19 protein-coding genes are annotated in these 20,162 nt (G+C 66.6%); 5 read left to right on the top strand and 14 right to left on the bottom strand.

The window, feature by feature from the left end; genetic code table 11:
• Positions 1-16: 16 nt before the first annotated feature.
• The 7 genes from BLR57_RS01710 to alaS all read right to left on the bottom strand — a co-directional run bounded on the left by BLR57_RS01710 (position 17) and on the right by alaS (position 7,158).
• On the bottom strand, positions 17-721 hold the full coding sequence (locus BLR57_RS01710; protein WP_089693510.1) for a type 1 glutamine amidotransferase: 705 nt from the start codon (positions 719-721) through the stop codon (positions 17-19).
• A 74-nt stretch (positions 722-795) separates the two neighbouring features.
• Positions 796-1,395, bottom strand: coding sequence for a hypothetical protein (locus BLR57_RS01705; RefSeq protein ID WP_089693508.1), 600 nt, complete (start codon positions 1,393-1,395; stop codon positions 796-798).
• Between the two features lie 53 nt (positions 1,396-1,448).
• Positions 1,449-2,234: an alpha/beta fold hydrolase gene (locus BLR57_RS01700; RefSeq protein WP_089693506.1), complete on the bottom strand. Its 786-nt coding sequence runs from the start codon at positions 2,232-2,234 to the stop codon at positions 1,449-1,451.
• A gap of 145 nt (positions 2,235-2,379) precedes the next feature.
• Positions 2,380-2,679, bottom strand: coding sequence for a DUF7521 family protein (locus tag BLR57_RS01695; protein WP_089693504.1), 300 nt, complete (start codon positions 2,677-2,679; stop codon positions 2,380-2,382).
• Positions 2,680-2,731: 52 nt separating this feature from the next.
• Positions 2,732-3,250, bottom strand: a complete 519-nt coding sequence (locus tag BLR57_RS01690) for a DoxX family protein (RefSeq protein ID WP_089693502.1) — start codon at positions 3,248-3,250, stop codon at positions 2,732-2,734.
• Positions 3,251-3,510: 260 nt separating this feature from the next.
• Positions 3,511-4,023: a DoxX family protein gene (locus BLR57_RS01685; RefSeq protein ID WP_089695448.1), complete on the bottom strand. Its 513-nt coding sequence runs from the start codon at positions 4,021-4,023 to the stop codon at positions 3,511-3,513.
• A 366-nt stretch (positions 4,024-4,389) separates the two neighbouring features.
• Positions 4,390-7,158 (bottom strand): alanine--tRNA ligase, encoded by a 2,769-nt coding sequence (alaS, locus tag BLR57_RS01680; protein WP_089693499.1) that lies wholly within the window; start codon positions 7,156-7,158, stop codon positions 4,390-4,392.
• Between the two features lie 144 nt (positions 7,159-7,302).
• Here alaS and BLR57_RS01675 point away from each other — a divergent pair, with 144 nt between their 5' ends.
• Positions 7,303-9,591 carry a GAF domain-containing protein gene (locus BLR57_RS01675; RefSeq protein WP_170830532.1) on the top strand — a complete coding sequence of 763 codons (2,289 nt, stop codon included), beginning with the start codon at positions 7,303-7,305 and terminating at the stop codon, positions 9,589-9,591.
• A gap of 39 nt (positions 9,592-9,630) precedes the next feature.
• A complete protein-coding gene (locus BLR57_RS01670; protein ID WP_089693494.1) occupies positions 9,631-10,143 on the top strand; it encodes a TspO/MBR family protein in 513 nt (170 codons plus the stop codon).
• Between the two features lie 10 nt (positions 10,144-10,153).
• Here the strand turns inward: BLR57_RS01670 and BLR57_RS01665 are convergent, their stop codons facing one another.
• From BLR57_RS01665 to BLR57_RS01655, 3 genes are read right to left on the bottom strand one after another with little or no spacing between them, the layout of a single operon-like run.
• Positions 10,154-10,561: an ACT domain-containing protein gene (locus tag BLR57_RS01665; RefSeq protein ID WP_089693492.1), complete on the bottom strand. Its 408-nt coding sequence runs from the start codon at positions 10,559-10,561 to the stop codon at positions 10,154-10,156.
• On the bottom strand, positions 10,562-11,581 hold the full coding sequence (locus BLR57_RS01660) for a threonine aldolase family protein (RefSeq protein ID WP_089693491.1): 1,020 nt from the start codon (positions 11,579-11,581) through the stop codon (positions 10,562-10,564).
• Positions 11,582-11,631: 50 nt separating this feature from the next.
• Positions 11,632-12,507 (bottom strand): DUF3267 domain-containing protein, encoded by an 876-nt coding sequence (locus BLR57_RS01655; RefSeq protein ID WP_089693489.1) that lies wholly within the window; start codon positions 12,505-12,507, stop codon positions 11,632-11,634.
• Between the two features lie 122 nt (positions 12,508-12,629).
• Between BLR57_RS01655 and BLR57_RS01650 the strand changes: the two genes are divergently transcribed.
• Positions 12,630-13,712: an aminopeptidase gene (locus BLR57_RS01650; protein WP_089693487.1), complete on the top strand. Its 1,083-nt coding sequence runs from the start codon at positions 12,630-12,632 to the stop codon at positions 13,710-13,712.
• A gap of 201 nt (positions 13,713-13,913) precedes the next feature.
• On the top strand, positions 13,914-14,069 hold the full coding sequence (locus BLR57_RS19185) for a hypothetical protein (RefSeq protein ID WP_170830524.1): 156 nt from the start codon (positions 13,914-13,916) through the stop codon (positions 14,067-14,069).
• A gap of 79 nt (positions 14,070-14,148) precedes the next feature.
• On the opposite strand, the gene lrp is transcribed toward BLR57_RS19185, so the two are convergent.
• A complete protein-coding gene (gene lrp / locus BLR57_RS01645; protein ID WP_089693485.1) occupies positions 14,149-14,607 on the bottom strand; it encodes an HTH-type transcriptional regulator Lrp in 459 nt (152 codons plus the stop codon).
• Between the two features lie 126 nt (positions 14,608-14,733).
• On the opposite strand from lrp, the gene glnA reads away from it, so the two are divergent.
• Positions 14,734-16,098: a type I glutamate--ammonia ligase gene (glnA, locus tag BLR57_RS01640; RefSeq protein ID WP_089693483.1), complete on the top strand. Its 1,365-nt coding sequence runs from the start codon at positions 14,734-14,736 to the stop codon at positions 16,096-16,098.
• 105 nt (positions 16,099-16,203) lie between these two features.
• Here the strand turns inward: glnA and BLR57_RS01635 are convergent, their stop codons facing one another.
• The 3 genes from BLR57_RS01635 to BLR57_RS01625 all read right to left on the bottom strand — a co-directional run bounded on the left by BLR57_RS01635 (position 16,204) and on the right by BLR57_RS01625 (position 19,641).
• Positions 16,204-17,124, bottom strand: a complete 921-nt coding sequence (locus BLR57_RS01635) for a phosphatase PAP2 family protein (protein ID WP_089693481.1) — start codon at positions 17,122-17,124, stop codon at positions 16,204-16,206.
• Between the two features lie 62 nt (positions 17,125-17,186).
• Positions 17,187-18,455 (bottom strand): YihY/virulence factor BrkB family protein, encoded by a 1,269-nt coding sequence (locus BLR57_RS01630; RefSeq protein ID WP_280140433.1) that lies wholly within the window; start codon positions 18,453-18,455, stop codon positions 17,187-17,189.
• A gap of 58 nt (positions 18,456-18,513) precedes the next feature.
• Positions 18,514-19,641 (bottom strand): tRNA (guanine(26)-N(2))-dimethyltransferase, encoded by a 1,128-nt coding sequence (locus BLR57_RS01625; protein ID WP_089693479.1) that lies wholly within the window; start codon positions 19,639-19,641, stop codon positions 18,514-18,516.
• Between the last annotated feature and the right edge of the window lie 521 nt (positions 19,642-20,162).

The raw sequence follows: 20,162 nt of genomic DNA, 5'->3' as shown, positions 1-20,162 counted from the left end.
GAGAACGACAGCCGAGCTACGCCGCCGCCGTCGACGCTTTGCGCACGTCTTCGGCGTAGCGGACGAAGTTGTCGAAGAGCCGCTTTGCCTCACACGCGGCGTCGTAGTTCTCGGGGGTGATGCCAGCGAGGACCGACTGGACCCGTTCCTCGCCGAGGAACTCCTCCTTGCTCTTGGCGATCTTCTCGGCAGTCGCGGTGTCGTACTCCGGGTGGAACTGGACGCCGAAGGCGTGGCCCTTGCGGAAGCCGTGGTTGCCGTACTCGTTCGTGGCGATGGCGGTCGCGCCCGGCGGAAGTTCGGTCACGGCGTCGCCGTGGCTGGTGAAGACGGTGAACTGCTCGCCGACACCCTCCAAGAGCGGGTCGTTCTCGGTCCGCTCGATCTCGTTGTAGCCGAGTTCGAACGCACCCATGTCCTCGACGCTGCCACCGAGGGCCGCCGCGACGACCTGGTGGCCGAAACAGACGCCGAGCAGCGGGATGTCGCGCTCGTCGGCGTTGGCGACGTAGCCGACGAGGTTGCCGATCCACTCCTCGTCCCAGTAGACGGAGGAGCGCGAGCCGGTGACGACGACGGCGTCGTAGTCGAAGTGGTCGGGAATCTGGCCGCCACTGGCGTCGAACTCGACGAGGTCGGCGTCGAGTTCCCGCCGGAAGTTACGTTTCGTACTCTCGTCGTTGTGTGAGGCGTCGAGGAGGGCGACGCGCAATCGGGTCATTGTAACACGGAACACGACCAGCGGGAAAATGCCTTGGGTTCGGAGGGGCTTCTGCCGGTCCTCGTGACACGCGGTCAGTCGTCGCTCTCTGAACCACGGCGGTCGGCGGTGCGACCCCGCGGCAGGAGCCGCTTCGCCAACGCGCCCAGCCGTTTGTAGGTCAGATTGACGTAGAGTCCCGAGAGGAAGACGATGCCCGCGAGCAGCACCCTCGCTTGTTGGTTGTCAGCCGTCGCGGCGTCGGGGACGATGACGGCCGAGAGGAGATAGACGCCAGCACCGAGCGGGAGTGCGGCGACGACGGTCAGTCCCGCGCGGACGAGCGAGGCCGTCTCCTCCTCGAAGTTCCTGACGAGCCGCGTGAAGACGTAGCCGAGACCGCCGAGGACGGCGAAGACGTAGACGTGGAGGGGGACGACGACGGCGAACCCCGTCCCCAGCAGATACGACTGCGGTGACGACTCCCCTGGGACGCCGACCGTCACTGCGACGAACGCGAGCGTCCCGAGGAGGTAGCCGAGGACGAGCAGGCGGCCCGTGCTGTCGTCGTACCACGGCCGCCCGTCCGCGTCCCGCCCGGTTGCGGTCTCGTCCGGACCGTCCGGGCCGTCCGGGCCATCAGGGTCGTCGGCTTCGTCGGCACCATCGGCTCCGTCGGCTGGCCGTGGAGACATACGTTCACAACACTCGTGGTCGGTGATAACTCTTTAGCCGCGGACGGTCGCACTCACTCGGCGTCGTCTGCCTGCTCGGCGAGGAAGTCGAGCAGCCGGTCGTTGACGACGCGGGAGTGTTCGACGTGCGCGAGATGGCCCGCGCCGTCGACGGCGGAGAAGTCACCGCGCGGCAGCCCCTCCGCCAGCTTGCGGCCGCGCTCGGCCGGCCACACGGCGTCCTCGGTCCCGTGGAGCACGAGCGTCGGCGTCGTCAGCTCGAACAGCGTATCGGAGATGTCGAACCCGTCGACGGCGGCGGCCTGAGCCTCCCACGCCGCTCGGTCGGCGTCCTCCTCGCCGCGCCACGCGACGATCTGGTCGACGACGTCCGGCTGCTCGGCGAAAAAGTCGGGCGAGAGGGCAGCGTCAAGCGACGAGCGCAGTTCTTGGGGGTTCGTCGGCGTCCCGTAGAGCCGCGAGAGGTCGAGGTCCGCGCCCGAGGCGGCGGTGCCGACGAGCGTCAGGCTCTTCGCCCGCGACGAGGAGCGTGCGACCTGCATGGCGACCATCCCGCCGAGACCGGCACCGACGAGGTGGGCCTTCCGGACGCCGTGGTCGGCGAGGACGACTTCGACGTCCTGGGCGAGTTCGCCGACCGTGTAGGGACCGTCGGGCGCGTCCGAGCGACCCGAGCCGCGGAGGTCCAACACGAGACTTTCGTACGGGCCGGCGACAGCGGCGTGTTGCCATCCCCACTGCCAGGCCCCGTAGCCGACGTCGCCGACGAAAGCGACGGTCTCGCCGTCGCCGTCCGAATCGTAGAAGAGCGAGACACCGCCGTTACGTGCAGTTGGCATGGGTGAAGAGTCGGTGAGCGGGCCGTTGAAGCCACCGGTTGGCCATCGAAGCCACCGATTGGCCATCGAAGCCACCGATTGGCCATCGAGTCCACCGGTTAGTCGTCGAAGCCGTCTGCGGACGGTACTGTGGAAAAAATCGGGGCTACGTCCGAATCGGACGGACTTCCTCCGCGTACAGCGAGTACCAGAGGACGCCGAAACCGGTCGTGGTCACCACGCTCTCGACGAGGACGCCCGGACGGAGTCCGCCGGTGACGAGCGTCAGGACGCCGACGACGCCGACGCCGAGAGTCACGATGCCGAAGCCGAGGGCGAACGCCCGCAGCGTCGTCGAGGACTGTCGCCGACTCGCGCGGTACGCGAGGACGGCGATGAGTCCACCGAGGACGAGCGTCGTCGTCTTCGCGAGGACCACGAACGTCAGGAGTTCGTGTTCGTTCATGAGCAGGAAGTGTCACCGCAGCCGTCGATGACGGCCGCGGCGATGGGGGAGTTCAGCCGAGCAGGTACCGGAGTACCGGCCGTTGGCGGACGGTCGCCGTCTTCTCGATGATCGCGTCGAGGCCGAAGATACGGCCCGCGGCGAAGACACCGACGATGACGAACATCAGCAGGCCGAACAGGTCGCCGTTGACGTAGCCGTGGGCCCAGTCGGCGTTCCCCAGGTAGAAGAACACCATCAGGACGCCCCCGAAGAACGCCGCGAGGCGGACCAGCGCGCCCACCAGGAGACCGAGACCGATGAGCGTCTCACCGACGGGAATCATGAAGTTCGTGAACTCGAGCATCCACGGGGTGCCCGCGGCCCACACGAGGAAGCCGTGGATGGGCGAGCCTTGCGTGGCGTTGACCATCCAGCCGCTCGCGTCGAAGCCACCGAGCTTCGTGTACCCGGCGTGGAAGAACCACCAGCCGGTCACGAGGCGGATGAGGACCGTCGTGTAGCCAGCGACGCTGGCTGCGTAGTCGAAATCGATGCTGTGGCCGAACCAGTTCGCTTGTCGGGTAGTCATGATGATTCACTCTTACAGATAGACAGTCGCGCCGATTGAGAATATAAACAGAGAGTGGTTCTCTCCCGGTGAGAATCGAGTGAGAATCGAGTGAGAATCGAGTGAGAACCGGGTGCGACGCGGACAGCGAAGCGGGTCTGCAGGTTCGGGTTCACAGCGACGGCGGCGTCGAAAACAGACGGCGAGGAGAACGAGTGTGGTGGTGTGAGTCGGCTGCCGGGTGTGGCTTGGTGTGACCACTGCGGAGCGGGCTGTGGGCGTCAGCCCAACAGATACCGGAGCTTCGGCCACTGCTTCACGAACTCGGTGCGCTCGATGATCGCGTCCAGCCCGAGGATGCGACCCGCGGCGAACGTCCCGACGATGACGAACATCAGCAGGCCGAGCAGGTCGCCGTTGACGTAGCCGTTGGCCCACGCGGCGTTCCCGAGGTAGAAGAACACCATCAGGACGCCCCCGAAGAACGCGGCCAGCCGCGTCATCGCCCCGACGATGAGCCCGAGACCGATGAGCGTCTCACCGACCGGCACCATGAAGTTCGTGATCTCGAGCATCCACGGCGTCTGGCCCGCCCACGCGAGGAAGCCGTGAATCGGCGCGCCCTGCGTCCCCTGCACCAGCCAGCCAGCGGCGTTGAAGGGTTCGGGTGCCATCAGCTTCCCGACACCGGCGTGCAGGAACCACCAGCCGGTGAGCAGCCGGACCATCACCATCACGTAGCCCGCGACGCCCTCAGCGTAGTCGAGCTGCAGTGCGTTCGTCAGTCGGTCCATCGTCACCGTCTCCGGCGCTTGGGTAGTCGCCATCAGTCTTCACCTCACATATGGGCGTTGTGCCGGGAGATGTGTATAAACCCGGACCGATTCCCAGAGTCTGAAAACGAGTGACTGCGCGGGGGTCGAGTCGATTTCGGCTGGTTAGGGAAAATGGGGGCGTCGTCTCGCGTCAGGCGGCACCTCCGCGACAGCACGTCGGCGACCACGGAGGGTCGCGTGTGTCGTGCCGCGTCAGGCTGCACCTCCGCGACAGCACGTCGGTGACCACAGAGGGTCACCTGCGTGACGTCGCTTCGGGAGACACTTCCACGGCAGCGTGTCCGCGCCTCACGAGGAGGCGCGTGGACGACGCCGTTTCAGGTGTTATGCATCCAACGCTTGCTTCAACAGCTCCGGCACGTCGTCCAGCACCTCGTCGAGTTTGTCGGCGTCGGGACCGCCGCCCTGTGCGAAGTCCGGCGGGCCGCCGCCGCCACCGCCCACCTGCTGGGCGAGCTGGCCGACGAGTTCACCGGCGTTGACGTCGACGCCGTCGGGGACGCCGACGACGAACATCGCGCTGCCGCCGTCCGCGCTGCCGAGGACGGCCACCTTCCCCTCGTCGACGAAGGCGTTGGCCATCTTCCGCAGCTCGTCGGTGTCGCCGTCGAGCCGCTGGACGACGACGGGCGTGCCCTCGATGTCCATCTCGTCGCCACCGGCCGCGGCGCGGGCCTCGGCGAGTTCGTCCTTCAGGCGGTCGATGGTCTTGCCGCGCTCCTTCCACTCGGTGAAGAAGCGCTCGGCCGTGTCGGGCACTTCCTGCGGCGTGACGTCCAGCACCTCGGCGGCGTCGTAGAGCGCGTCCTCCGTACGCTGGGTCGCGTCGATGGCAGCGTCGCCCGCGGCGAAGGTGATGCGCTCGATGCCGTCCTGCACCGGTTCGGTGTTGAGAATCTTGATGCAGCCGATGTCGCCCGTCCGCTTGACGTGCGTGCCACCGCAGGCCTGCACGTCGTCGCCGACGTGGATGAGCCGGATGTTGGTGCCCGGCGGGATGCCACCCTGATACAGGTCGAAGCCGTGTTTCTCCTCGGCCTCGTGGCGGTGGGGCCACTCCTGTTTGACCGGCTGGTTGTCCATCACGATCTCGTTCGCGAGATGTTCGATCTCCTTGACCTGCTCGCGGGTGATGCGCTCGTAGTGGGTGATGTCGAAGCGGGAACTCGTCGTCCCCTTCTGGGCACCGGCCTGCCGGACGTGGTCGCCGAGGACCTTCCGGGCCGCGTAGCCGACGACGTGGGTCGCCGTGTGGTGGCGCATCAGCCGACGGCGACGGGTCACGTCGACCTGCCCGCGGACGAACTCGCCCTTGCCGGGGTCCCGATCCGTCCGGTGGAGAACGACGCCGTCGCGGATCTGCGTGTCCGAGACTTCCGCCGTGAGTTCGTCGCTCGTCATCGTCCCCTTGTCGGCGGGCTGGCCACCGCCCTCGGGATAGAACATCGTCTGGTCGAGGACGACGTCGTAGCCCTCCTCGCGCTCGAAGACGTCGAGGACGACCGCCTCGAACTCCGTGCGCTGTTGGTCCTCGTAGTAGAGCTTCTCCGTGTCCGGGAGGTCAGAGAGCCGGTCGTCGGTGTCGTCCTTGTCCTTGAACGCCTGCTCGGAGTCGTGGCGGGCGGCGACGAGCGAGTAGAAGTCGTCGGGTACGTCGACCTCGGCCCCGCGCTCCTCGGCGATCTCCTTGACCATGTCCGGCTGGATGCCGTGGGAGTCGTAGAGTTCGAGCAGGTCGTCGGTCGGGATGGTATCGCCCGTTCCGGCGTACTCGTCGGCGAGCTGCTCGATGCGGCGGCTGCCGCGTTCGAGCGTCTTGCGGTACTTGCGCTCCTCGGTGCGGACGATGTCGCGGATGGTGTCGCGGTTGTCGTACTTCAGGCGTTTCGCCTGCATGTCGACGAGTTCGTCCAGCGGGGCGTCGATGCCGACGTTGTCCACCAGACGCTTCGTGCGGCGGAGCACCATCCGGGCGAGATAGCCCGTGCCGACGTTCGACGGGACGATGCCGTCGCCGAACATGTAGGCGAGTGCACGGCAGTGGTCGGCGATGGCGTAGATGTCCTCGAGGGGGCGCATCAGCGTCGTGAGGTCGCTGACGTTGACGCCGAGTTTGTCCGCGATGTTGTCGCGGGCGACGTCCATGTCCTCGGCCTCGTCGATGTCCATGTGACCCGCCAGCTTGGCGGCGCGGTGGATGAGCTGCTCTTCTTCCTCTGAGTGCTCGATACCCGCGTTCTCCTTCAGGAAGGCGATCATGTCGGGGTAGACCGCCTCGTAGACCGTCGGGGTCCCCTGGCTCATCCACGTCCACCGCTCCAGCCCGTAGCCGGTGTCGACGATGTACGTGTCCATCGGCGTGTAGCGGTTGCCGTCCTTGAGTTCGTACTCGCCTTCGGGGTCCTGCGTCATCGACATGAAGACGAGCGTCGCCAGCTCTGCGCCCTTGTAGATGACCTCGATGGCGGGGCCGGCGTTGCCGCCGCCGACCCACGGATCTTCGATGTAGACGATCTCGTCGAGGTTCGCACCCATCGACTCGAACAGCTCGTCACAGTAGCGGACGGTGTCGTCCTTCCAGTAGACTTCACCCTCGTAGGCGTAGTCGCCCGCGGCCTCCTCGCGGGCGTTGAAGGCGTGGTGGGCCATCATCTCGAAGGCCATCGTGTGCCGGCCCGTCCGGCCGACGTTGTCGATGTCCTGCATCCGGATACACGGCTGAGAGATACACAGTGGGTTGGCCGGCGGGGGCGTCTCTCCGGAGGTGACGAGCGGCTGGAAGTCGTAGATAGATGCCTGCGTCAAGAGCACGTCGTCGCGCCAGCGGTTGGCGGCGACCGGATAGGGGTCGATGCGCGTGTGGTCGTTGTCCTCGAAGAAAGAGAGGAAGGCCTCGCGCATCTCCTCCATGGTGTAGGCCTCGTCGAAGCCCGGGTTGTCGATGAAACTGTAGTCTGCACACGGCGGTTCGCCGCACGTCTCGCGGTCGTGGTCGCGCGTCCAGAAATGCGCCCCGCAGGAGGGACACTCCTTTCGCACGAAGTCGTTCTCCTCGAAGTATTCGAGGCGATACTCCGACTCGAGTTCGCTCATTGTCTTTTATGTGGCCGACGCCCGGGTAAAACAGTTCCGGGAATCCGAGTTCCGGGCTGTCGCGGCGACGAGGCCACCACAACCCTTATGCTGCCGATTGTCATGGTTCCGGTAATCGATACGTTCCGTCAGATGACACCGACAGTGCCGTTACGCGTAGCCGTCGCCGACACCGATTCGACCCTCTCGGACCTCCTCGCCGACGTTTCGGAGGTCGATCTCCAGGTCGGTCTGCCGGGAGCGTCGGCTCCGGCGAACGGCGCGCGGCTACCGGACTGTCTCGTCGTCACTGACCCGAATCTCGACCCAGGGGTCGTCGAGACCGTCAAGCGCGGCCGGATTCCCGTCATCGTCGTCACCGAGATGCCCCTCTCGGCGTTCATCGAGGACGAGCACATCGCGGGCTACGTCCGGCCGGGGGAGACCGACGCCGACACCCGGAGCCATCTCCTCGACGAACTGCGGTGGGTGACCGGCCACGAGACGCGCCAGCAGCTCCGCGAGAGCACCGACCGCGTCACGGCCCTCCACGACGCGACGACCACACTCGTCGGTGCGACGACGACCGACGAGCTGTACCGGCGGACCGTCGACGTCGCCAACGACATCCTCGAGTTCGACATCTGCTACGTCGGCACCGTCGAGGGCGAGAAGATCGTCCCGCGAGCGGTCTCGTCGGACGCGCCCGAACGCGGTGCGCGGACGATGCACATCGACGAGGGAATCGCCGGGAAGACCTACCGGACCGGCGAGTCACAGCTGGTCCGCCGGGTCGAAGAGGCCTCGGAGGTCGAACCGGCCCGCTCGGAGTACCAGTCGGGTATCAGCGTCGCCATCGGCGACCACGGCGTCTTTCAGGCCGTCGCGACGGAGCCGGACATGTTCGACGAACAGGACCTCCAGCTGACCGAGTTGCTCATCGGCCACGTCGCCGAGACCCTGACGCGGCTGAAAGCCGAACAGAGCATCCGCATCAGAGAGCGGAAGATCACGCGCCTGCACGAGGGCGTCACCGACCTCGTCTCCGCCCGGAGCGTCGAGGACCTGTTCCAACGGACCGTCGAGGTCGCCGAAGGGATACTCGAGTTCGACCAGAGCTACGTCTTCGTCGTCGAAGACGGGGAGTTCGTCACGGCGGCGGGTGCCGCTCGCGACGACCCGGTCGACGTCGGCCGACTCCAGATGGGCCGCGGGGCACTCGGCGAGACCTACCGGACCGGCGAGTCGCGGCTGACCCTGGACATCGAGCAGGACTCCGTCGCCGAACCCGTCTCCGGCGTCTTCGGGTCGGGCATCAGCGTCCCCATCGACGACGTGGGCGTCTTCCAGGCGGTCGCACGCGACACCCGGCGGTTCGACGAGACCGACCTCGAACTGGCGGAGCTGCTCATCTCGCACGTGACGGCGACGCTGAAGCGGATCGAGGCCGAGTCGGGGCTTCGCAGCGAGCGCGACCGCCTCGACGCGCTGTTCGAGAACATCCCGGACGCCGCCATCGCCTTCGAGTTCGAGGGCGGCCAACCCATCGTCCAACGCGTCAACTCGGCGTTCGAGCGGGTCTTCGGCTACGGAGCCGACGAGGTCGTCGGCGAGAACATCGACGAGCGCATCGTCCCCGACGGGGTCGCCACGGAGGCGAACACGTTCAACGAGGGGCTGAAGTCCGGAACGAGCCTCCGTGCGGAGGTCCGCCGCGAGACCGCCGACGGCCCGCGGGACTTCCTCCTCCACGTCGTCCCCATCAGCCTCGACGAGACGAACTCGGGGGGGTACGCCATCTACACCGACGTCACCGAGCAGAAAGAGCGGGAACGGCAGCTCCGGCGACAGAACGAACGGCTCGACGAGTTCGCGAGCATCGTCAGCCACGACCTGCGGAACCCGCTGACCGTCGCCGACGGCTATCTCGAACTGGCGCGCGAGACGGCCACCGGCGGCGAAGCGGAGTTAGAGCGCGTCGCCGACGCGCTCGACCGGATGAACGCGCTCGTCGAGGACCTCCTGACGCTCGCCCGGAAGGGGAAGGTCGTCGGCGAGACGAGCCGGATCGACCTCGACGAGGCTGCCCGCGAGGCTTGGACGCATCTGGCGACCGCCGACGCAACCCTCAGCGTCGACACCGGCCTGACACTCGACGCCGACGAACCGCGGCTCGTCGAACTGCTCGGCAACCTCTTTCGGAACGCCATCGAACACGGCGAGGCGTCGGCCGTCCGCATCGAGGGCACCGCCGAGGGGTTCGCCGTCGAGGACGACGGCCACGGCATCCCCGTCGCCGAGCGCGACGAGGTGTTCGAGACGGGCTACACGACGACGACGGACGGGACGGGCTTCGGCCTGACCATCGTCCGACAGATCGCCGAAGCCCACGGCTGGACGGTCTCGGTCGGCGGCGACGACGGGGGCGGCGCGCGCTTCGAGTTCGAGGTCTGAAGACGCAACGTTCAGGCTCGCGGCCGTCCAACAGGAGCTATGGAACTCACACGCGGCCTCCCCAGTGGCCGTCGCGACTGGGCGACGCTCGTCGGCTTCGTCGTCCTCGTCAACATCGTCGGCGCGGTCCCGGCCGTCCTCGGTGGCCCGAACAGCGCGTGGTTCGCCGCGCTCGACAAACCCTGGTTCTATCCGCCGCCGGTGACGTTCGGCGTCGTCTGGACGCTCCTGTTTACGCTGATGGGCATCGCGGTCTGGCGCGTCTGGAACGTCGGTATCGAGCGACAGGACGTCAAACTCGCACTGGGCGCGTTCGTCGGCCAGTTCGTCTTCAACGTGGCGTGGACGCCCGCGTTCTTCACCCTCCAGCGGCCGGTCCTCGCCCTCTGGATCATCCTCGCGCTCGTCGTCGCCGTCGTCGGTACCATCGCCGCGTTCGCGCGGGTCGACCGCCGGGCGGCCGCCCTGCTCGTCCCCTACCTCCTGTGGGGCTGCTTCGCGACCGTGTTGAACTACAGCATCGTCCAACTCAACGGCTACGCGCTGTTCTGAACCGAGACGCTCACAGCCGCCGAATTTCACAGCCCAACTCTGCGAGCGTCGCCAGCGCGGTCTCCACGTCGTCCTCTTTGACCAGTACGTGGTCCGTCGAATACGCCGAGAGTGCAAAGATCGACACCCCGGCGTCGGCGAGTGCCGAGGCGACGACGGCGAGGAAGCCGACGAGGTCGAACGGCAGGACGGCGTCGAAGGTGAGGAGCGTCCAGCCGGATTCGACGTCGAGCGTCTCGATTCGACTCTCGGCCAGCCGTGTCTCGGTGAGCACGTGCGTCACCTCTCGGCCGTCGTCGATGGTCGCGAAGGTCCCCGAGACGTCGCACTCGCCATCCGTAGTGACCACGGCGTAGCGTTCGGCGGCGACTTCGACGGTGCAGTCGTCCAAGACCGCCACGGGGTCCAACGGCCCCATCTACGCGACGACGCGGGCGATGCGGTCGACCGCCGCGTCGACGTCCTCGCGGGAGACGTCCCAGTTCGTACAGAAGCGCGTCGTGTGCTCGCCGAACGCGCCGCAGCCGACACCCGCCTCGGTGCAGGCTTCGGCGAACGCGTCACCCGTCATGCCCGCACCCTCACTGTCGACGACGACGATGTTGGTGTCGGGGTCGGCGACCGAAAGCCCCGGGAGGTCGTCCAGCCCGTCCGCGAGTGCCTGGGCGTTGGCGTGGTCATCCGCGAGGCGGTCGACGTTGTCGAGCGCGAGGAGGCCGGGTGCGGCGATGATGCCGGCCTGTCGCATCCCACCGCCGAGGAGCTTGCGCGTGCGACGCGCGCGAGCGACGAACTCCTCTGTACCAGCGACGATGGAGCCGACCGGCGCGCCGAGTCCCTTCGAGAGACAGAACATCACGCTGTCGACCGGTTCGACGAGTTCTTTCGGGTCGACGTCGAGGGCGATAGCGGCGTTGAAGACGCGCGCGCCGTCGAGATGGACCGGCACGTCGTGAGCATGGGCCGCCTCCGCGGCGGCCTCGACGTGTTCGACCGGGACGGCGACACCGCCACGACTGTTGTGGGTGTTTTCGAGCGAGAGCAGCCCCGTGCCGGGGCGGTGGAGGTCCTCGGCGACGAGGTTCGTTCGTACTTGCTCGGGCGTCGGCACGGCGCGCTCGCCGCAGTCGACGGTGCGGACCTGCAGTCCCGAGAGCTGTGCGAGACCGCCGAGTTCCCACTTGACGACGTGGGCTTGGTCGTCGACGAGGATCTCTTGGCCCCGCTGGGTGTGCGTGCGGGCGGCGATCTGGTTGCCCATCGTGCCCGTCGGGACGTAGAGGGCGTCTTCGGTGCCGACGAGGTCGGCGGCGCGGGCTTCGAGTTCGTTGACGGTCGGGTCGTCGCCGTAGACGTCGTCGCCGACGTCGGCGTCGCGGGCCGCATCACGCATGGCGTCGCTCGGCATCGTGACGGTGTCGCTGCGGAGGTCGATCATGTCCCCCAATTCGGGGGTGAGTGGAAATAGGTCGTGGTCGTGAACAGCGTTCAGGCCGAGCGGCGTCGGCCGCGACCGGCCGTGAGCAGGCCGTAGGCGAGACCGGCAGCCGCGCTCAGACCGAGGAGACCGCCGAGACCGAACGTGCTGGAGAAGCCGTCGGGACCGCTCTCGAACTGGAGGAGGCTCCACGGGGTGCCCGCGGGACCCAGCGAGAGCGACGTGACACCGGCGATGTCGAGGAGCATCGGCGCGAGCATGGCCGCGAGGAAGCTCAACCCGAGGACCACGCCGAAGCCGACGAGACTGCTCCGGAGGACGGTCCGCGGACTGTCGACGGGGGCGAACTCGGCGTCGCCGAAGACGCGGAGCCCGGTCACGTCGTCGTGGACGTCGACGTCTGCGGGATAGCGAAGCAGCAGGCGGACCATCCAGAGGTCGCCGACCGCGCCGCCGACGTTGAGCGCGAGGGGAACGAGCAGGATGGGGAGGTCGAACGCGAGCATCACCGGGACGCCGACAGCCGTGATGACGACGAGCGGCACCAGCGCGATGACGATAAACTGGTTTCGGGTGAACTCGGTGTCGCTCGTCGCGTAGGCGTACGGGAGGACGAAGTGGGCAATGCCCGCGCCGTAGCGGGGGTCGCCGCCGTAGCGTTTCATCGCGACGCCGTGGAGCAGTTCGTGGACCACGATGAGTCCGGCCGAGAGCACGAGGAGGACGAGACCACCGACGGCGACGCCGCCGACGTTCTCGGCGTCCACGTTGACGCCGAGGGAGGCCGTGCCGTGGACGACACCGTAGAGACCGCCGAGGACGAACAGCGCGACGACGAAGCCGGCGGTGCCGAGGCCGGTCCACTCGAGCGCGGTCTGGCGGGAGACGGTGAACGTGGTGAGCGGAGTGCGAGAGTCGGAAGACATTGCCACGACACAGATGTCGTTGGCTGAGCATATAGAGACCACGTGAGCAGTGTGAGCGCCCGTTGGTTTCGAAGGGCACGAGAACCCGAAAGGCCCATCCCCCGGCCCTCGGAAGAACCGTTATGGACGCGCGAATCCGTGAACACGCAGAAATCATCGTCGACCACTCGACAGACATCCAGGCGGGGGACAACGTCGTTGTCTACCTCCCGTCGGAAGCCGAGGACCTCGGCGTCGCCCTCCACGAGCTCATCGGTGACCGCGGCGCGAACCCGCTCTATCTGAACTACTCCGACCGTGCCGACCGTGCGTTCCTTCGCGCACGCGAGGACGACTTCGACACGCCAAGTCACCATCTCGCGATGTACGAGGAGGCCGACGTCGTCATCCTCGCCCGTGCCGGGCCGAACCCCTCCGAGAAGAGCGACGTCGCCCCCGAGACCAACGCCGCCTACCGCCGCGCCTACCAGCCGGTCCAGAAGGAACGGCTCTCGACGCGCTGGTGTCTCACGCAGTATCCCACGGGTGGCTACGCCCAACTCGCGGGTATGAGCACTGAGGGCTACGAGAACTTCGTCTGGGACGCCGTCAACAAAGACTGGGACGAGCAGCGCGAGTTCCAGGCGCAGATGGTCGAGATCATGGACGACGCTGACGAGGTCCGCATCAGAAGCGGCGACGACACCGACCTGACGATGTCGGTCGCGGGCAACTCGACGCTCAACGACTACGGCGAGAAGAACCTCCCCGGCGGCGAGGTCTTCACCGCGCCCGTCAAGGACAGCGTCGAGGGCGAGGTCCACTTCGACATGCCGCTGTACCGCTACGGCCGCGAGATCGAGGGTGCGCGCCTGACGTTCGAGGACGGCAAGGTCGTCGGCCACAGCGCCGACCGCAACGAGGAGCTGTTGACGGGCATCCTCGACACCGACGAGGGCGCGCGCTACCTCGGCGAACTCGGTATCGGCATGAACCGCGCCATCGACCAGTTCACCTACAACATGCTCTTCGACGAGAAGATGGGCGACACCGTCCACATGGCCGTCGGGTCGGCCTACCCCGAGACCGTGGGCGACGAGAACGAACTCAACGAGAGCGCCGAACACGTCGACATGATCGTCGACATGAGCGAGGAGTCGGTCATCGAGGTCGACGGCGAGGTCGTCCAGCGCGACGGCACCTTCGTCTTCGAGGACGACTTCTAAGCGGTCCTGCGGTCTTTTCATCGACAGTTTGCGAGCGAACGGAGTGAGCGAGTAAAAGGTGTTCGCAGGCCGACTTCTAAGAGCCCCCTGCGGGCATCAGCCCGAAGCGTTCGTGTGAGACGACTGTCTAGTCAAGAAGAAAGATAAACATCCGTTACAATTAGCGGAGGATTTAACCCGCTGTTTCGGTTCTTGGTACACGTGCCCAAGATACACTGTCCCGACTGTAGCCGGGACATCGGGATGCACGAACTGGAGGGAAAGACGACGACAGTGCGTTCGGGGGGATTCAGTACGCGCTACCGCTGCCCGTTCTGCCGAACCGACATGGACAACATCACCGACTATCTGGTGTAGGCGTCGCTGTCGGCTGTGAGGCTGCGAGAGCGAGAGACATCGCTGTCGGCTGTGAAGCTACGAGAGTGAGTGCGGCGGTCTACTCCTGAATGTCGAGCTGGAACTGCTCGTTCTCGACGACGGAGTTCAGGACGACGCTGGTGTTGGACTCGCGGATGTCCGCGTCCGTGAGCAGCGCCTTGATCTGGCGGTTCATCCCGTCGGTGTCGGTGAACTTGCCGACGGCGATGACGTCGTAGTCGCCGGTGACTTCGTAGACCGAGATCATCTGTTTCTCCTCGCGGAGTCGCTCGGTGATGTCCGGGAGCTTGCTCCCTTCGACCTTGAGCTGGATGATGGCCGTGACGTCGTAGCCGAGTGCGTCGTAGTTGATCTTCGGTGTGTATCCTTCGATGACACCTTCGTCTTCGAGATCTCGGAGGTGATTCGAGACGGTTGTGACGGAGACGTCGAGTTTCTCCGCGAGGCTCCGAAGGCTGGCTCGGCCGTCGCCGAGGAGTGCATTGATGAGTTTGGCGTCGAGGTTTTCGTACGTCATTACACCTAGGGTCTCTCTCGCCCCATTAGAATTTTACGAATATCCAATTCTGTGAGCGACCCGCGGGGTTTGCACTAGCCGATAAAATCTTTATACTGGGTGTATTCGGTAACCAATGTCCAGAACATGACGGACGAAAACACAGCACCCGACGGTGGTCTCAGTGCCGAAGCACAGGCCGTCGTCGACGAAATCGAAGAGAAGGATGTCGACTTCCTCCGCCTCCAGTTTACTGACATCCTCGGCACCGTCAAAAACGTCGCCGTCCCGGCCACACAGGCCGAGAAGGCGTTCACCGAAGGCATCTACTTCGACGGGTCTTCCATCGAAGGGTTCGTACGCATTCAGGAGTCCGACATGCGTCTCACGCCCGACCCGTCGACGTTCGCGATTCTCCCGTGGCGCGACGGCCGCTCGGCGCGTCTCATCTGCGACGTTATCAACACCTCGACGGGCGAGCCGTTCGAGGGCGACCCGCGGACCATCCTGAAGGGTGCCATCGAGCGCGCCGAAGAGATGGGCTATCAGGTCAACGCCGCCCCCGAGCCGGAGTTCTTCCTGTTCGAAGAGGACGAAGAGGGTCGCGCGACGACGAAGACCAACGACGCCGGTGGCTACTTCGACCTCGCGCCGAAGGACCTCGCCTCGGACGTCCGTCGTGACATCATCTACGGTCTCGAGCAGATGGGCTTCGAGATCGAGGCCTCCCACCACGAGGTCGCCCAGGGGCAGCACGAGATCAACTTCGAGTACGACGACGCGCTGACCACGGCCGACAACGTCGGGACCTTCCGGACGGTCGTCCGCGCCATCGCCGCGCAGCACGACCTGCACGCGACGTTCATGCCGAAGCCGATCCCGCGCATCAACGGCTCCGGGATGCACACGCACATCTCGCTGTTCACCGAGGACGGCGAGAACGCGTTCCACGACGACGACGACGAGTTCAACCTGAGCGACACGGCCCACTCGTTCCTCGCCGGTATCCTCGAGCACGCGCCCGCGCTCGCCGCCGTCACCAACCCGACGGTTAACAGCTACAAGCGGCTGGTGCCCGGCTACGAGGCACCTGTCTACATCGCGTGGTCCGACCGCAACCGCTCGGCACTCATCCGCAAGCCGGCCGCACGCGTCCCGGCAGCCTCCCGTATCGAGGCTCGCTTCCCGGACCCGTCGTGTAACCCGTATCTCGCCTTCGCCGCGCTCATCCACGCCGGTCTCGACGGCATCGACAAGGGTCTCGAAGCACCCGACCCGGTCCGCGAGAACATCTACGAGTTCGACGAAGAGAAGCGCGAAGAGTACGGCATCGAGACGCTCCCGTCGAACCTCGGCGAGGCCATCACGGCTCTCGAATCCGACGAGGTCGTCCAGGACGCACTCGGCGAACACGTCTACGAGAAGTTCGTCGAAGCCAAGAGCCAGGAGTACGACGAGTTCCGCATCGACGTCTCGCAGTGGGAACTCGACCAGTACCTCGAGAAGTTCTAACTCGGCTCGCTTCAGAACCGCCTTTTTTATCGTCGACTCCGCCGCGAGCCACGGCTATCGTCGCTCGGGACGGCCGTCTCCAGCGCAACACGGAGCCACACGCAGCTACCGACGCACGACGGCCACCAGCCGCGGATAGGCGACGACGACTGCGACGGCGACCGCGACGACGACGAACGTGACCGGCAGCGTCGGCTGCACCGCCGCCGCCCCCGCCCAGAGTCCGCCCGTGACGGCGAGACCGACGACGGCCACGGCCGGTGACATCGGCGTGTCGGCGACTTGGGCGACTCCGACGATCTCGGCGAATTCGTCGGGACCGACACGCCGGAGTGCGACCAGTCCGCCGAGTGCCCCACCGAGACCGGCGACCGCGTCACGGACTTCCGCGGCGTGGCCACCGACCGCGGCGGCGACGAGCGCGAGGAGACCGACGGCGGCGACGACGCCGAAGAGGCGGTCGGGTCGGCCGTCGGCGACCCTGAGCGCGCCGACGAGGAACGCGAGTCCGACCGCGACGCCGACGACGATGTCGACGCCGTAGTGGACGCCGAGGACGAGCCGCGAGAGACCGACGACGGCGACGACGGTCGCGGCGGCAGCGACGCGGCGGCGACGGTTCCACACGTCGAGGAGCGTCGCGAGCCCGCCGTAGACGACAGTGGTACCGATGGCGTGGCCGCTGGGGAAGCCGAAGCCCGTCCCGGTCGCGACGTTCTCGAAGACGGGGGCGACGAGTGCGGGAAGCCACGCGGGCGGCGTCGCCGACGCCGCGCCGGGCGGCCGCGGCAGGCTGAAGAAACTCTTGAGAGCGACCGTCAGGAGGAGCGCGCCGAGCGCGAGACCGACGAGAAGCGCGCCTGTGCGGCGCGGCTCGGCGGTGAGAGAGGCGGGAGCGAGCCAGTACAGAAGGACGACGAGGACGAGGAGGAACCACGGGTCGCCGAGTTGCGTGAGGAGCGCGAAGACGAGGACGAGCACGTCGGGCGTGGCGGCGAAGAGTTCGGAGATGCCGAGTCCGCGCATGGGAGAGAGGTGGTGAGAGGTGGTGTAAGTGGAGTGAACGCGAGGGACGTGCGCGGCGGCGACTACCGTTTCTCGCGGACCTTTCCGGCCGCTTTCGCGGGGACGCTGAGGAGGTTCAGGCCGAGACCGACCATGATGAAGAGGGCATAGAGACCCAGCGTCGACAGGAAGATGATGAGCATGGCCGCGATGGCGAGCAGGCCGTTCTGGAAGGTGAAGAAGGCCCCGAGCGTCAGCACCGTCCCGTAGAGGAGGACGAGATAGGGACCCCAGCCGCGGGCGTGGCCCCGGCGCATCTTCGCGCGGACGTACCGCTTCATCTCCGACTCGAGTTCGGGTTTCTTGACCGTGCGGTCGTCGACGTCGCGCTCGAAGGCGGCCAGGTCGGCCTGTAGCTCCTCGATGCGGTCTTCGAGTTCGTTGATGTCCGGTGCTCCGGCCGGTTCGACGTCGCGGCGTGTGGTCTCGGTGCCGTCCTCCTCACTCATATCCGTCTGTCCGAACTGTCTCCCCGCGGGCTGTTGTACCTGCCGGTCTACGACCCGTCCGCCGATAACCGCGTTGACGACCGCGCCGGTGAGGAGTAACATGCCAGAGAAGTAGAAGTAGGTCAGGAGGAGGAGGATCGCGCCGACAGCGGCCGCCCCGCCGGCTTCGCCACCCGAGGTCGAGCCTGCGTAGATACCGAAACCGGTCCCCAAGAGCGTCCAGCCGACGGCCGCGAAGATCGTCCCCGGCAGTGCCTCTCTCGGCGACGCCCCGACGTCGGGGAGCACGTAGTAGAACGGGAAGAAGGCGACACAGAGCGTCGTGAGCAGGATGACCGGACTGATGAGGTCGACGAAGGGAAGGTCGACGAGCGCCATCACCGAGGTCAGCACGCCGATACCGGCGACGCCGAGACCGATGGCACCGAGGACGACGAGCCCGTCACGGACCTGGTCCAGTATGCTTCCCGCCTCCGAGCCGTAGATGCGCGAGAAGGCGACGTCGACGCCGCGGAAGATCTTGAGCGCGCCCCACAGCGTGAGGGCCAGGCTGACGAGGCCGAGCCCGCCCTGTGCGGTCTCGGCTTCGAGTGCCCCCCGGATGAGGTCGAAGCCAGCGGGGAGGTTGGTCTCGGCGTAGGAGAGGATATCGGCCTTCAGTGTGTCGCCGCCGACGAAGATGGCGACGATGACCGCGAGCACGAGCAGCGGAATCAACGAGACGAACGAGTAGTAGGAGATACTCGCCGCCATGAACGTCACCTCGCGCTCTTTGATCGTCTGCAGGACGGTCCGACCGACCGAGAGGACGTCCGCGGGACTGGAGAGGGAGACTGATGACACGCCGAACTGTTCGCCGCGTTGTTATAAGTAACCGGCGGCTGCCCGGGGATTCGGCGGTCTACGTGTCCTTCTCGGGAGCCGCGGCCTCGTAGATCTCGGCCACGTTAGCGTCGGTCTTGAACGACGTACCGGAGTAGTGGGCGTGGCTCGCCTCGTAGCCCGCCGCACGGAGGTCCGCGAGGAAGTCGTCCATCGAGTTGGCCGGGACGCCCCACTGCTTGCAGAGGCGGTGTTGGTCGTAGTTCGTCGGCGTCGACAGCTCGTCGGCGACGGTGTCGAGCAGCCGACGGGCCTTCTTGGCCTCGCCCATGTCGTCGGTCACCTCGTCGTGGACGGCGCGGGCGAAGTCGCTATCGGCGATGTCGCCAAGCCAGATGGGTCCGGCGGTGAGCATCCGGGTGCCCTCACAGTGCGGGCAGGTCTCGATGGGATGGGCATGCAGGCCGACCTCGTGTTCGCGGTAGAGACAGTCCTCGCAGTGGTAGACGTGGCCCAGCTGCTCGACGAGCGCGTCGGCGCGAGTCGCGCGGTGGTCGAGTTCGAGATACGTCCGGGCGTAGTGTCGCGAGACGTGCGAGAGGACCGGGACGGCAGCGACATCGTAGCGGGCGGCCGTGCGGACCATCGCGGAGATCAGTACTCGAAGCCCCATCTCGGCGTGGTAGTCGGTGTTGCGCGGGACGGTGGAGTATTTCCGAATCCCGCTCTGGAGATGCGCGCCACAGAGCGGCGCGGTGTCGGTCGCGGTGACACAGACGAGGTTGCGGGCGTTGGCGAAGGCGGCGTCGGCGAAGGGGATAGGCGTCCCGAACGGGTCGATGTCGACCACGTCGAACAGTTCCTCGTGCAGCAGAACGTTGGCGTCCTTCTCGACCGCGCGACCCGACAGGTCGTTGCGCGCGAGGTTCGACTCGGCGAGGGCGACGGCCTCCTCGTCGATGTCGGCGCAGGTCACGTCGTAGCCCTCGGCGGCGGCACGCACGCCGCGGATGCCGCTCGCGGCCATCGCGTCCAGATACGTCTCGACGCGGGGTTCTCGCTCCTGGTAGGCCCGGAGCGCCGCGACCGTGACGTCGCGGTTCAACTCCTGGGTGGGGTTGAAGAACACCCCGTCGCCTGCGCCCTCGCTGGCACCGTCGCGGGAGGACTGGACCTCCACGTCGACGCCGCCCTCGCTTACGTTCATGTGACGTGGACTGGGGGCGACGGCGAAAAGTCGCCCGGTACGAGGTTGATACGGGTTCGTCGGGTGAGTGTGGAGTCTTCCACGTCTCTTCGCTCGGGTAGTCGGTAGGGAGAATTGGTGTGTGGACTCTTCGAAAGCCCACGCGGTCTTTCTCTATGTTGGTGTCGACGCAGAGTACACTCTGAAAGCCCACGCGCTGTCGACTCGGGAGGCTCGCCGCGCTCCTCGTCGCTCACTTCGTTCGCTCCTGCGGTGCTTGCGTCGCCTTCCTTCGTCGACAACGCGTCCCCTTTCAATCCCGCCCCCAGCAGCCACACCCTCCCCAGCCGACTCCTTCGTTCGCTTCGCTCACTCAGTCGTCCCTCGCACGAGTGGCTCGCGCCGACAAGACGGCGCGAAGCCACGCGCCATACCGGTTGGCCAATCCACGGGCACTGGGCGCGCGACGGCGCGCCCACATGGGGGAGGATCGGCGCGGTGCTGTGTGGACCTGGTGGATATGCAAAGCGCGAGGGCTTTGC

The organism is Halogranum gelatinilyticum (assembly GCF_900103715.1).
In the GTDB taxonomy this organism is placed as follows: Archaea; Halobacteriota; Halobacteria; order Halobacteriales; family Haloferacaceae; genus Halogranum; species Halogranum gelatinilyticum.
The sequence above is the reverse complement of the archived record's forward strand: the minus strand, read 5'-3'. Positions and strand labels throughout refer to the sequence as shown.